We start from the raw sequence: 12412 nt of genomic DNA on the forward strand, positions 1-12412 counted from the left end.
GCTACGTGGCGAAGCGGTCAAGGAGGGTCTTCACCATGGCGTGGGAAGCGGCACGGTTGGGATCGGTCTTGCCAACGACACGCATGCCCTCGACCGTACAGAGCAGCAGGCGGGCGACGCTGGCGGGATCGACATTGACGGCGAGTCGTCCCTCCGCCTGGGCGCGCGACAACGCGATGGCCAACCGGCTTTCCATGACCCGGAAGAACCGGCCGACGCGCTGGTTCACCTCGGCGTCGTGGGCTGCCAACTCCATCGCCGTCGCCACGACCAGGCAACCGCGCTTCCCGGCCGCGCCGCTCGTTCGCTCGACGTAGCCGGCGAGATACGTCCGCAGACCGGTCAGGGCATCGTTGCGCGGGTCGAGCTCCGTCTCTAGGCGCGTCAGGGCCTCGTCGATGTAGCGGTCCAGGGCGCGCAGGAAGAGCCCGTGCTTGTCGCCGAAGGCGGCATAGAGGCTCCCCCGCGACAGCTTCGTCGCCTCCAGTAGGTCGGGGAGCGACGTGCCGTGATAGCCGGAGGCCCAGAAGGCGCCCATCGCCCGCTCGACGGCGGCCTCGATGTCAAACTCGCGGGGACGACCGCGGGAAGGTCGCAGTGTCGATTGCCTTTCCATGGCAAATATATGAACTGATCGGTTTATAAATTCAAGAACGGAGCTGTCGATTGTTCGCAGCATGCTCCGCTGCCACCAAGTCCGCCAAACGGCTCTCCTGTGTCCGCCGTTCGAGTCGATGACGCTCGCCGACCACATCGGGGACTTCGTCGCCGGGGCTTGGTACCTGCCGACCGCACGGAGGTTGGCGTCCTGCGTCATCGTCCGCAGAGACTAGGCCCCGGCCCAGGCGTTGTCGGATGCAATCGATCTACCGGAGCCCTTATGCTGAACCCGTTCTACGCCGCGTTCCTGCTCGCCGTGGAGGCGCAGAAGGTCATCGAGTTGCGGTTTGTGCGGATCGCCTGGGGTGGCGCCGAGGGCCAGGCCGAGATGGTGTCGATGGTAGGCGAGAAGGTGGTGGCCGCGATGGAGGCAGCCAACACCCTAATGGCGGGGGGAACCCAGGGTGACGTCATCGCCCGCTACCGGGAACTCGTCGCGGACAACACCCATCGCCTGATGGCCTGAGACGGCCGTCCCGACGGACGCGGGACCACGTGGGGCAGGCCGATCCCCTCAAGCGCACACCAAACTCACGGCCAGCCGTCGGTCTGCGGTTTCGCAGGCGGGGCGTCATCCTTTGGAGGGGGCGGCAAGTGGGGAGGCGGGACGCGTCCCGGGCTCGGCGGCGTCGGCAGGCCGAGGTCCTCGGTCGGTTTGGGTGCCTTGTCGGTACGGTCCTCCTCGTCGGACATGTCTGGTCTCCAACCCTAGTTGACCTCGTCAACGAGGGAGCCGTCGAGGTTATGAACATCGCACGCAAACTGATCTACGCCGCATCGAACGGCGACCGCTGGTTCCTATGCGTCAGCGAGAACCCGACGGACGTCTTCGTCCTTCATGAACCGAACGGTCCCTCGGGCGGGAGGCCGTCCCGCGTCGAACTCTCGACTTTCCTCTCCTCCGGAGCGGACTGCCCGGAGCGGCTCGCGCTGCTCGGCGTAATCGGCTCGCTCGTCGCGGCCTCCGGCGCCACCGTGCCGGCGTCCTCGTCCGGGCCTGAACCCGGCGCCGCCGGGGCTGAACCGACACCGGGGGAAATGGTCTCGCCGACCTGAAGGCGACACACCTGGTAAAGGCATTGGCCTCTGGTCGACGCCCCCGGTATGCTCCCATACGCAAAGAGGCGCCCGACGGACTGTCTGTCGGACGCCTCTTTCGTCAGACGCTAAGGCAACGCCTGTCGCTCGCCGTTCGAAGCGATGCTTCAGTATCCGTAGCCGTAAGCGGGATACCCGGAACCGTAGGCTGGGGCGTATCCATAGGCCGGAGCGTAACCGTAGCCGCCGTAGTACCCGACCGGGCGGCCGTAGCCATAACCGTAGCCGCCGTACGACGAGCGGATCGTCCCCATCCTTAGGGGTCTGCCCGGGTCCCGTTGGGAGCGCATGTCCCGCTGCTGGATCGTCCCGGCGACGTCGCAGCCGGACGTCATGGCGGCGGTCGACCGGATCAACACCCTGTCCGACGAGGTCGACGCGTCCGTCGCCGCCGCCCGGCGCGCTGAGGTCGAGGCCCAGCGCACCCGGCAGGCCGAACTCGACAAGCGCCGGTTTCTCGTCCGGTACGACCGCGCGCCCCGGCCCGGCACCGTGGTCCGCGACGGCAGGACGCCGGTGTGCGTGGAGAGCCTGGGTCGCCCGTTCCGGGCCCCCGACGACGGCCTGTGGTCCCCCCAGGACGAGGGCGAGCTCTTCGTTTACGCCTATTTCCGCGCCGCGACCGCTGACAAGGTCGCGGCCCTTGAGGCGTCCGAGGCTCAGGCGAAGGCCGACCGCGAGGTCGCTCGGGCCGCGGCCGCCATCCTCCGGAAGCCCAGCGAGATCGTTCAGGTCGGGTCCGTCCCCGCCGGCGAGGTCATCCTTGACGACCATCGCGGCCTCTCCGGCACCAGGGACTGGTGTGTCTTGTCCGAGGACGGCCGGTGGATCTGGCGCTGTGCGTACCGCGGTCTCGACGGCGATACCTGGGGCACGTTCGCCCTGGGCTACAACACCCGCGGCGACCGCATCCCCGCCACGCCGGAGCGCGTCGCGAGCCTGCGTGCCGAGGATTCCCGGGCGAGGAGGGACCATTGACAGATCTCGTCCTCCTCATCGACGCTGCCTGCCTCCTCTACGGGGAGGACTGGCAGCGCCCCCTTGCGAGGGGGCTGGGACGCTTGCATCCGGACGGCCACCGCGAAGACATCGACGACCGCCTCGTCCGGCGATGGGCCTCGGGCGAGAGGTCGGTACCAACCTGGGTAGGCCCGGCGCTCGTCCGGCTGTTGAGGCGGCACGCGTCCCTCGCCGCGAAGCGCTCGTTCGCCCTCAAGGACGCGGCGACCGACTTGGGGGCCCGGCTGGCACCCGAGCCCGAGCCTGACCTCGGGGCACCCGAGCCCCACATGTAGTGGGCCCGAATCGCACGCTTTTGCACCTGCGCGCTCAGTCCGCCGCGGTCCGAAAATAATTCGCGGGCAGCGCCGATTCACGGTTGTGCCATTCTCCGTGAGCACATGCCGTGCTCACGTGAGCATCATGCGGCACCACGGGATGCGCGGCCGGCACGCCCATGCAGGCGAGCACGACGAGTGCCGTAAGGGACGGCAGGGTCACGATGGCGGTCGGTGCGTGCACGAATCCGCCGTGCGTCGCGCCAAGCATCACCCTCGAGCCACCCGGGCGCCATGCCCCCGGACGGCCTAGTCCCCGGTCGATAAATCCCCGTGTCCCCCGGGGCACGGTGCCGGTCCGCGCACGGCCACGACCGGGCGCAGCGGTTCGCTCGCGGACCCCCAGAACCACCCGGACTTGTCCTGGCTGCCGGCGGGGCTGTCGTAGACCGCCACCATCCGCCCGGTCGGATCGCGCAGCGCCGCGCCTTGGCCCCGGTACAAAACGGCCTCCCGACCCGTGCGGACGTCGACGACCCCGCAGGTGGCCTTCAGGTCCCACGTGGCGCCCTGCGCCGGCGTCGCCTCCCACCGCCCGAACGCAGCGGCGGTGCCGTGCGCCTGCCCGCGGACGTCGAGGAGCCACCGGTCCCCCGTCTCCGGGAACGGGGCGGCGGCCGCGGTCTTGGCGAACGCGAATATTGCGAATACTACAACACGGCCCAGCATGACCCATCCTCCAGGAAGTAGACCGCCTTCGCGGCGTGGATGATCTCGCCCGTGTCCCGGCGCCGGAATCCCGGCTCCGATATGCGGTAGCCGACGGGGATGGCCCCGACCGGCGGCAGGGCGTCGAGGAGCGTCCCGGTGACGTGCGCATGGACCTCTCGACGCCCTGTTCGGAGCGCCCGGAGGCGGCCGGCCTCGATGACGCGGAACCGGGCGTCGGCCAGCGCGACGGCCTGCGCGTGGCCCGAGACGCGTCCGAGAACGCGGACAGACCAGAGGCCGCGCGTTCGGTTCCGGTAGACGTCAATCACCGGGGGCCGCCGGGTCCGAGAGACGCGCAAGGTCGCCCATGAGCTGCACCACGGCCTCGCCGTCGGGGCGGGGCAGGCGGCTAGCGTCCAAGAGGCGCTGCACGTGGAAGATGAGCTCCAGCATGGAGATCATGCGGTCGCGGGCAGGGTTGGGCTCAGAGGGAAATTCGGGACGCGGCATGGGGGCACTCCGGGTTGTTGACGTGAGGGGTCCGCATCGCGGCCGCCTCGGCGTCGTGGGCCTCGGCGAGGGCATCGGCGGCGGTCATGGTCCCCGCCGCGACGTGCGCGGCGAGGCGGGTGATGGTGAGGTCGGCGGCCACGCAGAACAGGCTGTTGGCCGTGCGTGCCTGGGCCGCGTCGGCAAGGCGCCGGCGGACAGTGTCGAGGTCGGACATGGCGGCCCCCTACTGCGCCAGGCCGGCCGGGCGACCGTCGAGCATCACCTCCACCATCCGCCGCAACCCCCGGAGGGACCCGCCCCGCCACGCCGTCGCGAGGAGGTCGAGCTCATCCTGCGCCAGGGGCTCGCCCCACGCGGCGTCGAGGCCCTGCTCGACCATGATCTCTGCCGTCATCGACCGCACCAGCGCCGGCAGGTCCTCCGGACGCGGGAGGGGCGCCTCGATCAGCCGGAACCGGTCCCGCAGGGGGCCGGGGACACGACCGAGGTCGTTGGCCGTCGCCAAGTAGGAGACGGCGCTGAGGTCCAGCGGGGCCTCGACGTACGTGTCGTGGACCGCCCTGGCGCTGTCCGGCTCAAGGAACGGCAGCAGGACCTCGTCGAGCCTGCCATTGTGACCGGTGCCCGGCGGCGGGACCTTGTCGAGCTCGTCTAGGACCAATCCCACGTTGGCCCGCTGCATGCGCGCGATCAGCCCCGCCGGCGTCGACAAGCGGCCAGTCGACCACTGCCGCGAGGTCGAGCCAAAGGTCGCATCTGCGGTCCCGCCGGCGCTGTAGACGAGCACCGGCAGGCCGGCGAGCTCCATAGCCCGTCTGGCGTACCTCGTCTTGGCGCTGCCAGGTCGACCGTGGAGCAGGGCATTCCTGAACCGCGCGGACGTCCCCCGCCCGAGGTCTGCTGCCAGCACCCGCGTGACGTCGCGATACCAGGGGAACTCCCGGTCGAGCGCCTCCACGAACACCCGCAGGTCAGGCGCCTCGGACAACGGCAAGGCGACCTTCGCCAGGTGCCCGTGCTCTGCGAGGGGCGATTGGTGCGTGTACGTCGCCCCGGTCGTCTTCGGCTTTCCAGGCAGGTGCGACAGGTCCGGGAAGACCACGAGCGTCAACGCCTTCGGAGGCTTGGCCTCGAACGCGGGCTCGTCCTCGGGACCGGGGTCGCGGTGGTCGACGGGCCCGGGCCCGGGATGCGGTCCCCTGCGGCCTGTAGGCGTGGCCCGACGGACGATGCCGGCGCGGTCCTTGTCCCCGTCCTGCAGGGCCGCGGCGCGGTCGAGGATGGCCTGCCCGTCCCGACGCGCGATTGCGTGGACCTCCAGGCAGCCGATCTCGGGGTACCAGACGAACGTCGGCCCCGGCCAACCCGTCGCCAACAGCGCCCGGGCCCCGACGGCGAACGCGGTAAGGGCCGGATGATCATCCTGCCGGCCCTCGGCCCAAGCGGCGTTCCGGGCGAGCGCGCTGGCATCGCCTGTCTCGGCGAGGACGATGTCGCACAGCCGGGCGAGCGCGGTTGTGGCCTCCAGGGCGGCCCGCATCGAGCACTTCTCCCGCAGGCCACCACGATGGGGGGCCTCGGCAAGGCGGCGGGCGTGCCTGTCGGCGGCATCCTGCAGCGTCATGACGGACGCGATCAGACCGGCGGAGTGCGCAAGATCGTCAACGTCGACGGTAGTCAGGTACCTGCTGCAGATCCCCTGAACCGAGAAGGCGAGGAGCCCGTAGCCGGCGTCGTAGTGGACGTCGGCACCGACGTAGCCCGGACCCGGGACGCACTCCGGATGCACGGTCGCCACGTAGTTCGCGAGGGGGTCGAAGGGGGTGAGGTCGTCGCCGCCGGGCGGGGGGCAGGTACCGGACAGGATGGCGAGCGCGCTGATGCGCTGCGCCTCCCGGAGGGGGTCGCTGGACATGAAAATCTCCATCCGCAGCGGGCGTCATTGGACGACCCGCGCTTCCGTCCAGGCCTACTCCTCGGTTCCTAGGAATGGGTTAACGGCCCCGGGTGCCATCATCTTTTTCAGCAGTTTGTTACGCCGGACTTTCCCCAGGAGGCGCGCGACACCCTCAGCGAACTCGACGGCCTCTTGCATGCGCCCGGCCTCGTCCGGCTCGCTGGCGCCCTCATTGGCGAATCTTCCGAGCGCGGTCAGCATGAGGCCCGTGAGCTCCGGCTGACGGCCCTGCGCCGCGCTCCCGAGGACGGACAGCACCATGGGTGGCAGGCCCGCCTTCTCGATCCGGTCGCGGGCCAGGGTTCGCCTCGCGATGCCGAGGGCCTCGGGGAGCGCGTGGGTGTGGCCGCCGGGCCAGAGCGCCAGGCCGGCTTCGTCTACGGCGGCCACCAGAGCGTGATTGACCTCGGCCCGATCCATGAGGTGCGGCTCCCGCCCGGCCACGACGGCGTGCGGACGGCGCTCCGGGTCGTACGCCAGGACCGTCCGCGGGGGCTCGCCGGACAAGACATACCCCACTGCCAGCCAGCCCTCGGGGACCGGGTCGTCGTCGGGGTCCGGGGTGGCGAGGCGGATGCGCATGGCCCCGGGATAGCCCGCCCGGGTGGGGGGCGGCTAGCCGAATCGACGCGCGCAAGTACCCTCGTGGGAGGCTGCATCCGGCGGCCTCCAGGACACCGCCATGCTGGGACCAGCCCACCTCTACGACGACCGCCTCCCGCCCTTGCTGAAGGGGCGCCTGACCGCGGTCGAGGCGCTGGCCTACCTCGCGGTGCAGGACCGCGCCCGGGAGGTCGACCGTATCGTCGCCGAGCGCGTCCGCCTCCGCCGGCACGGCAACCGCGCGACCCGGCGGGCGACCGCTTCGAAGGCCCGCAGCATGCCGGCAGGGGGGACGCTCCGTGGTTGAGGACGCCTTGACGCTGAAGGAGCAGTTCACCGACGCCGTCGAGGTCGTGTTCTCAGCCGTCCGCTGGGTGGCGCAGAAGGTGTCCGCCTTCTTCGAACGCCTGTTCCACCGGGACGGTGCGCCATTCGCGAGGCTACGGTCCCTGCTGGCCGATGCGCGCGAGAAACTTCAGGACGTCACCCGCCGCCGGGTGAAAGCCCTGTCGCGGGTCGCCTGCCGGCCGGGGCGCGACCAACGGCTCGTCCGAGATCTCGGCCGCGGCCTCCGGGCCGGCAGGGTGTTCACAGGCGCTGAGGTGAGCGCCGCGTCCGACCTGACGCGGCGGTACCGGCTGCAGGTCCCACCCAGCCTCGTGGCCAGCCGGTAGGAGAGTGGGCCATGACCATCCGCATGGGCGAACGCCGGAATGTCTGGGTCGCCAACAGCATCGGCCCCCTAGCAAGGGACGCCCTCGATGCCATCGGGCGAGCCGACATTCAGGTGGAGATCACCATCGAGTTTGATGGCGTCATGACGCATCTCAACGGCGTGCCAACGGCGATGGCCGACGTCGGGCTAGTTCACCGAGCCTGGCACGCCGACCCACATCCGTCCGGGATGAGCCGACTGAGAGAGGCAAGGAGTTCGCGCGGCGGAGCATTTTGGTCCGGCGCCTTTTGGCCGGGACCGCGGTCTAAACTCCATGATGAAATCATCGGTGGACAACGCGCCCCTCGCGTGCGCACGCGCGCGCCCAGATGTTTAAAAGACCGAAGTCGAAGCGTGACCGATGGACTTGGGGGGACCGCACTAAACGCCAGTGAACGGTATTTCGGGCCACTTGATATACCAACGGCGTAAATTCCCGCGACGTTAATTGCCGACGCTTAGACGCCGTGGCCCTCTTGCGCTTCTAAGCGTCGTGTGCGCTATTAACGACGTCATGGACGCGCTTGATACACTCATCGCCGAAAAGCGGCTGGCCATCAGGGCCGTGGAGGCGGAGATCACCGCCCGCGAGACCGAGGTCGCCCGCCTGCGCGAGAGTATCCTCTTAGCCAATGTCGAACTGGCCGCCTTCGAAAAGGCCGCGGCCCTCCGTCCTATTGGACCGGCGAGCGATGGCGACGACGCGTCCGACACCTCTGATAGCGACGGTCGGCGCCGCGGGCGTCAACAGGGGGCGATTTCACGCGCGTGGCGGAACGCGCTCGGATATTTGTACCTGGTGGAAGACCGGTTCGATTACGAGAAGATGTTGGCCGCTGCGCAGGGATGCGGGATCAACACCAGCTTGGCGAGTATCCGCGACCGGGCCCGGGACTACGTCAAGCAGGGGTTGCTGGACGGGTCCGCGGAAGAGGGCTTCCGGGTAACCGAGAAAGCATCCACTCAATTCAAGTTCGACCAGGCGCCAGCCGCCGGCCACGGGGGTCACGCTCCCGAGGTGCCTGAGATCGAGGACGAGGAAGAGGACGACGCCTCGGACGAGGAGATCCTGCGTGAGCAGGGTGCGACCGGGGTCGGATCGATCTTCGGCGATTCCGACGAAGGAGGCGGTATGGCCTCATAAAGAATGCTTCGACGGAGCCGGTCCGACCGGTCGAAGTAGCGAGGCCAGGTGTTGGAAGCACCCAGCCTCGCAAGGACCATCAACATCATCAGCCACCGGGTGGGAGGCGAACGAAGGTCGAGGGTGCCGCACACCAAATCTCGCACCTTCGTACTCGCTTTTCAACTCGGCGGCCCTCTCATCTTGTTTATGATTAGGAGGGCCTGCCATGCGCGGCCGCTTCCCCTGCACGTTCGAAATGGCGTGCTACGTCCTCTACCTCGTCGAGGTCCTTGACCTCACCCAGACGGAGGCTGCCATTCGCGTCGGCCTCAACGTGGGTTCGGTGAACCACGTCATCCACGGCCGCCGTCACCCGACGGCCCATCCGGTTCCGCCGCCCGGCTAGCCGGTTTGGTCCGGGGCGGCGTTCGCCCCGGGCCTCCGGCGGTCAGCGAGTTCGTCGAGAATGGCTTCCAGCCAGGTCGACACTGCCGGTGATGAATTGTCGGCGATGGTTCCGGCAACGTCCCCGGCGGCGGCAACAGGGTCCGGCCATCCCGCCGCTTGAGCGGCCACGAGCCGGTCGAGGGCGTCGCCGTCCCGCGTCGCGACGTACCCTGCTGGCCGGGGGCTTATGAACAGATCGCGGAGGGCGCCCAGGTTCGAAGCGTCATCGTCCATCGCGGGAATCTGGCACGCGGCGGCCGGGCGGTCGAGCGCAGCCAATGTTTAACGCCGTTATTCGAATTGTGGGTTTCGAGGCCCAGCCGCACCCTTCGTTTGCCTCCCGTATCGTATTTCCAGGTCGATCCGGCGGCAGAAGTACGTTGTGGGAGGCATCGGCCGGCATGTCGCATTTAGATCTGTTCGAGATCGGCAAGCTCATCCGGCAGCATCGCCGGTGGCGTCGGCTGACGCAGCAGGAGGTCGCCGCGGCCGCCGGCTGCACGAAGCAATTGATCTTGCTCCTGGAGGACGGCAGGGTCCCGACGGTCAGCTATCGCGTCGTCTTGGCCGCGATGAACAAGGTCGGCCTCGACCTGCGCGTCGTCGACCTAGTTCAGAGGCGCCCAACGCTGGAGGACGTCCAGGCCCAGGCCGAGCTCGACGACGCGCCGGAGCGGGAGGCCGTGTGGGGCGGCCCGGGGTTCCGGTAGCCGGCATTCGAAACATCCCGGCGACGGTCCCGTAACCGTCCCGGCAGATCGCCCGCCGCCGGCAGGGAGGCCGTAACCGCCGAGCAGCATGGTCGCCCCAACAGGGTGGGGGCGACGCTATGCTGACGATGGTCGACCACGAACGCTATTCGAATGAGCGCCTGCGCGAGGTCGTCCGCAGGGCGAACGAAGTAGCCGACGAGATGCATTCGTTCGACCGGCCCGAGGCATACCTCAAGCACATCTGCGACACGTCGGACTGCATCTACGGCGTCTGGCAGGAACCCGGCGCGCCCTACAACGTGCGCATTGCCCTGGTGAAGGGGGAGGCCGCGATCATGGAGGGCGCCGACCGTCCGGACCATCCGGGGCTGACCGCGTACCACGTCCGGTTCACCGACCGATCCCAGGCCGAGATCGCGTGGATGATGCACGGCGACGGTCGCGAGGTCGTCATCCGGGCCGCGCGTGAGACGTCCGCCGGGACCGCGTAGCCCCTGTGCGAATCGGTGGCGCGGGGGGACAATCGAGATGGACGCCGCGCCCCGTCATCGAGGGCGCCGACAACCCTGCCGCGGGAGCCCCCCGCGAGCAGGGTTGAAACGCGTTCCCCGCCCAAATGCCGCCCAAGGCCGTTTTCGGCCCGTTTCGGTCGTCCCGGGCGCGGCGAACTGGAAGGCCGTTTTCCGCTGTGCTCTGAGGAGTTTAGATCTTGGTGGGCGCACTAGGGTTCGAACCTAGGACCCGCTGATTAAGAGTCAACGCGAAATCGCGTGCAGTCTCGACTTAGCTCCAAAACGCGGTTTTGGCCGATAAGCCGGATCAAGGGCTTAGCGGCAGGATGTAAAACACTGGAGCCCTGCGATGAGACGCGAAACCCTCGACATCTACGTGTTCAGCGGGTCGCCCGAGCTATGTCGCGAACGGGATGAACTGATAGCCGAGCTGAAGGTATGGGCGGAGACAAAGCTGCGTGCCGGCATCCGTCCAGTGCCGCTGCAGCGCGCCCTGCTTGACGTGGCAAGCCTCGCGGCCGGCGAGGGCGAAGCCGGAGAGGATTTCGTTCAGGCGTTCCAGCGGAGGCCGGCATGAGGGTCATCGTCTGTGGCGGCCGGGACCTGCCCGAGCATGCGGTCTGGAATTGGCTGGAGAAGTTCGGCCATCAGGATGCGGCAGAAGCGGTCGGACGCGACACGCAGATCACGACGCTGATCCATGGCAACGCCAGCGGCGCCGACAAGGGTGCGGCACGTTGGGCCGAGAGCGAGGATATCTGCGTCATCGCTTATCCGGCAGACTGGAAGAAACACGGCAAGGCCGCTGGGCCGATGCGCAACACCCGAATGCTGCGCGAGGGCAAGCCGTCGCTCGTGATCGCCTTCCCTGGCGGCAGAGGGACCGCCGACATGGTTCGTCAGGCCGAGGCGGCCGATGTGCCGATCCTCTACCCCGAACAGGTCGGCTTCACGGTAGCGTCTTAGCCCCCTCCCCTTCAGTCCGGCTTGGGGTTGGTGGGGTTGGGGTGAGAAAAGGGTTTGCGAGTGATTCGGAGGCGACGCGCGATCTCTCTTTCGACCGCATCTCGCATGAACCCGGCAAGCGGCTCCTTCGGCATGAGCACAGCCTTGATGCGTGCTAGCGTCCCGGCGGCGAAACGCGCGGTCATGGCTTCGTCCGGATCGTTGATCTGCTTCCGCCCCATGCGGCGCGGTGTGTCCGAAGCGAGCCCGGCGGTCAATTCAGCCTCGAAAAGATGGTGGCATCAACTAGCTATCAACGCGGATAGATGGTAGCTTTTATCGACGCAAAAAGCCACCATCTATCGGAGCTAAGATGCCGATCTTTCGCAAGAAGCCCGTCGAGATCACAGCCGAACAGTGGTTCCCCGACAACGGTGTGAAGAAGGGTGTCCACTGGGAGAAGCGGTCGGGCGACGACGGGGAGTTTCTGCACCCATACGTCATCACCGCCCATGAGCAGCGCGCCTACCTCGCGCCCGGTGACTGGATAATTCCCGAGCCGAAGCCGGATCGGTTTTACCCGTGCAAGCCCGACATCTTTGCCGCGACCTACGACGCTGTGGAGTAGGCCTATGTTCGCCGCCGATCAGATCGTCGCCCACCTCGTCGGCGACTACCTCCTTCAATTGCACTGGATGGCGACCGAGAAGGTTCGCAACAGCCTCGCTGCGGCCGTCCATGCAGTCACTTACACGCTGCCGTTCGCTTTCATCACGTGGAGCCTGCCGGCGCTGGCGTTGATCGGCGCCACCCACTTCGTCGTGGACCGCTGGAGGCTTGCTCGTTTCGTGGTCTGGGCGAAGAACGGTGCCCGCGGCCCAATCACGGCCACCGGCTACACTGACGACGTGCCGCCCTGGCTGTCCGTGTGGCTGCTGATCATTGCCGACAACGTGCTGCACATCCTCATCAACGGCGCGGTGCTGCAGGCCTTCGCCTAACCCCTCCCCCATACCGATAGGAGAGAAACGAGATGGGTGACGGACTGAAACGAGCATTCGCTGCGACAGCGCGAACCCGCTGGGACGGCAAACTGACGCCGGAGATGCTGAAGTTCCTGAAGGCGCTGGCGCCC

24 protein-coding genes are annotated in these 12412 nt (G+C 68.1%); 14 read left to right on the top strand and 10 right to left on the bottom strand.

Annotation, left to right across the window (positions count from 1 at the left end; genetic code table 11):
• Window position 1: 1 nt before the first annotated feature.
• On the bottom strand, window positions 2-538 hold the full coding sequence (locus MKK88_RS21490) for a TetR/AcrR family transcriptional regulator (protein ID WP_244003293.1): 537 nt from the start codon (window positions 536-538) through the stop codon (window positions 2-4).
• A gap of 342 nt (window positions 539-880) precedes the next feature.
• Between MKK88_RS21490 and MKK88_RS21495 the strand changes: the two genes are divergently transcribed.
• Complete coding sequence (locus MKK88_RS21495) at window positions 881-1126, top strand: hypothetical protein (RefSeq protein ID WP_244003295.1); 246 nt, start codon at window positions 881-883, stop codon at window positions 1124-1126.
• Window positions 1127-1404: 278 nt separating this feature from the next.
• The gene (locus MKK88_RS21500; RefSeq protein WP_244003297.1) at window positions 1405-1716 is read left to right on the top strand and encodes a hypothetical protein; all 312 of its coding nucleotides are present in this window, start codon (window positions 1405-1407) and stop codon (window positions 1714-1716) included.
• 149 nt (window positions 1717-1865) lie between these two features.
• On the opposite strand, the gene MKK88_RS21505 is transcribed toward MKK88_RS21500, so the two are convergent.
• Window positions 1866-2012 (bottom strand): hypothetical protein, encoded by a 147-nt coding sequence (locus tag MKK88_RS21505; protein WP_244003299.1) that lies wholly within the window; start codon window positions 2010-2012, stop codon window positions 1866-1868.
• Between the two features lie 34 nt (window positions 2013-2046).
• Between MKK88_RS21505 and MKK88_RS21510 the strand changes: the two genes are divergently transcribed.
• Both MKK88_RS21510 and MKK88_RS21515 read left to right on the top strand, forming a co-directional pair.
• On the top strand, window positions 2047-2736 hold the full coding sequence (locus MKK88_RS21510) for a hypothetical protein (protein ID WP_244003301.1): 690 nt from the start codon (window positions 2047-2049) through the stop codon (window positions 2734-2736).
• Window positions 2733-3053: a hypothetical protein gene (locus tag MKK88_RS21515; protein ID WP_244003303.1), complete on the top strand. Its 321-nt coding sequence runs from the start codon at window positions 2733-2735 to the stop codon at window positions 3051-3053. Before MKK88_RS21510 ends, MKK88_RS21515 begins: the two co-directional genes overlap by 4 nt.
• Before the next feature lie 291 nt (window positions 3054-3344).
• On the opposite strand, the gene MKK88_RS21520 is transcribed toward MKK88_RS21515, so the two are convergent.
• Genes MKK88_RS21520 through MKK88_RS21545 form a run of 6 tightly spaced genes read right to left on the bottom strand, consistent with a single transcriptional unit; the run spans window position 3345 to window position 6798 of the window.
• Window positions 3345-3764 carry a hypothetical protein gene (locus MKK88_RS21520; RefSeq protein ID WP_244003305.1) on the bottom strand — a complete coding sequence of 140 codons (420 nt, stop codon included), beginning with the start codon at window positions 3762-3764 and terminating at the stop codon, window positions 3345-3347.
• Window positions 3746-4075, bottom strand: a complete 330-nt coding sequence (locus tag MKK88_RS21525; protein ID WP_244003307.1) for a hypothetical protein — start codon at window positions 4073-4075, stop codon at window positions 3746-3748. Before MKK88_RS21525 ends, MKK88_RS21520 begins: the two co-directional genes overlap by 19 nt.
• The gene (locus MKK88_RS21530) at window positions 4068-4256 is read right to left on the bottom strand and encodes a hypothetical protein (RefSeq protein WP_244003309.1); all 189 of its coding nucleotides are present in this window, start codon (window positions 4254-4256) and stop codon (window positions 4068-4070) included. The genes MKK88_RS21525 and MKK88_RS21530 overlap by 8 nt, the downstream gene beginning before the upstream one ends.
• Complete coding sequence (locus MKK88_RS21535; RefSeq protein WP_244003310.1) at window positions 4231-4473, bottom strand: hypothetical protein; 243 nt, start codon at window positions 4471-4473, stop codon at window positions 4231-4233. The genes MKK88_RS21530 and MKK88_RS21535 overlap by 26 nt, the downstream gene beginning before the upstream one ends.
• A gap of 9 nt (window positions 4474-4482) precedes the next feature.
• The gene (locus tag MKK88_RS21540) at window positions 4483-6174 is read right to left on the bottom strand and encodes an AAA family ATPase (protein ID WP_244003312.1); all 1692 of its coding nucleotides are present in this window, start codon (window positions 6172-6174) and stop codon (window positions 4483-4485) included.
• A 54-nt stretch (window positions 6175-6228) separates the two neighbouring features.
• Window positions 6229-6798 (bottom strand): hypothetical protein, encoded by a 570-nt coding sequence (locus MKK88_RS21545; RefSeq protein ID WP_244003314.1) that lies wholly within the window; start codon window positions 6796-6798, stop codon window positions 6229-6231.
• A gap of 100 nt (window positions 6799-6898) precedes the next feature.
• On the opposite strand from MKK88_RS21545, the gene MKK88_RS21550 reads away from it, so the two are divergent.
• The 4 genes from MKK88_RS21550 (at window position 6899) to MKK88_RS21565 (ending at window position 9066) form a co-directional block, all read left to right on the top strand.
• Complete coding sequence (locus tag MKK88_RS21550) at window positions 6899-7126, top strand: hypothetical protein (protein ID WP_244003316.1); 228 nt, start codon at window positions 6899-6901, stop codon at window positions 7124-7126.
• On the top strand, window positions 7119-7493 hold the full coding sequence (locus MKK88_RS21555; RefSeq protein WP_244003318.1) for a hypothetical protein: 375 nt from the start codon (window positions 7119-7121) through the stop codon (window positions 7491-7493). Before MKK88_RS21550 ends, MKK88_RS21555 begins: the two co-directional genes overlap by 8 nt.
• Before the next feature lie 555 nt (window positions 7494-8048).
• Window positions 8049-8678, top strand: coding sequence for a hypothetical protein (locus tag MKK88_RS21560; protein WP_244003320.1), 630 nt, complete (start codon window positions 8049-8051; stop codon window positions 8676-8678).
• A 208-nt stretch (window positions 8679-8886) separates the two neighbouring features.
• Window positions 8887-9066, top strand: a complete 180-nt coding sequence (locus tag MKK88_RS21565) for a hypothetical protein (RefSeq protein ID WP_244003322.1) — start codon at window positions 8887-8889, stop codon at window positions 9064-9066.
• On the opposite strand, the gene MKK88_RS21570 is transcribed toward MKK88_RS21565, so the two are convergent.
• The gene (locus MKK88_RS21570; RefSeq protein ID WP_244003324.1) at window positions 9063-9386 is read right to left on the bottom strand and encodes a hypothetical protein; all 324 of its coding nucleotides are present in this window, start codon (window positions 9384-9386) and stop codon (window positions 9063-9065) included. The two genes, MKK88_RS21565 and MKK88_RS21570, sit on opposite strands and share 4 nt — an antisense overlap.
• Before the next feature lie 122 nt (window positions 9387-9508).
• Here MKK88_RS21570 and MKK88_RS21575 point away from each other — a divergent pair, with 122 nt between their 5' ends.
• The 4 genes from MKK88_RS21575 to MKK88_RS21590 all read left to right on the top strand — a co-directional run bounded on the left by MKK88_RS21575 (window position 9509) and on the right by MKK88_RS21590 (window position 11298).
• Complete coding sequence (locus MKK88_RS21575) at window positions 9509-9817, top strand: helix-turn-helix domain-containing protein (protein ID WP_244003326.1); 309 nt, start codon at window positions 9509-9511, stop codon at window positions 9815-9817.
• A 119-nt stretch (window positions 9818-9936) separates the two neighbouring features.
• Window positions 9937-10311: a hypothetical protein gene (locus MKK88_RS21580; protein WP_244003328.1), complete on the top strand. Its 375-nt coding sequence runs from the start codon at window positions 9937-9939 to the stop codon at window positions 10309-10311.
• A 370-nt stretch (window positions 10312-10681) separates the two neighbouring features.
• Window positions 10682-10909, top strand: a complete 228-nt coding sequence (locus tag MKK88_RS21585; RefSeq protein ID WP_244003330.1) for a hypothetical protein — start codon at window positions 10682-10684, stop codon at window positions 10907-10909.
• Complete coding sequence (locus MKK88_RS21590; protein WP_244003332.1) at window positions 10906-11298, top strand: DUF2493 domain-containing protein; 393 nt, start codon at window positions 10906-10908, stop codon at window positions 11296-11298. Before MKK88_RS21585 ends, MKK88_RS21590 begins: the two co-directional genes overlap by 4 nt.
• Before the next feature lie 11 nt (window positions 11299-11309).
• Here the strand turns inward: MKK88_RS21590 and MKK88_RS21595 are convergent, their stop codons facing one another.
• The gene (locus MKK88_RS21595) at window positions 11310-11555 is read right to left on the bottom strand and encodes a YlcI/YnfO family protein (protein ID WP_244003334.1); all 246 of its coding nucleotides are present in this window, start codon (window positions 11553-11555) and stop codon (window positions 11310-11312) included.
• A 95-nt stretch (window positions 11556-11650) separates the two neighbouring features.
• Here MKK88_RS21595 and MKK88_RS21600 point away from each other — a divergent pair, with 95 nt between their 5' ends.
• The gene (locus MKK88_RS21600; RefSeq protein WP_244003336.1) at window positions 11651-11905 is read left to right on the top strand and encodes a hypothetical protein; all 255 of its coding nucleotides are present in this window, start codon (window positions 11651-11653) and stop codon (window positions 11903-11905) included.
• Window positions 11906-11909: 4 nt separating this feature from the next.
• Complete coding sequence (locus MKK88_RS21605; RefSeq protein WP_244003338.1) at window positions 11910-12278, top strand: DUF3307 domain-containing protein; 369 nt, start codon at window positions 11910-11912, stop codon at window positions 12276-12278.
• Window positions 12279-12412: the final 134 nt, after the last annotated feature.

The organism is Methylobacterium sp. E-005, assembly GCF_022829725.1.
Lineage (GTDB): Bacteria > Pseudomonadota > Alphaproteobacteria > Rhizobiales > Beijerinckiaceae > Methylobacterium.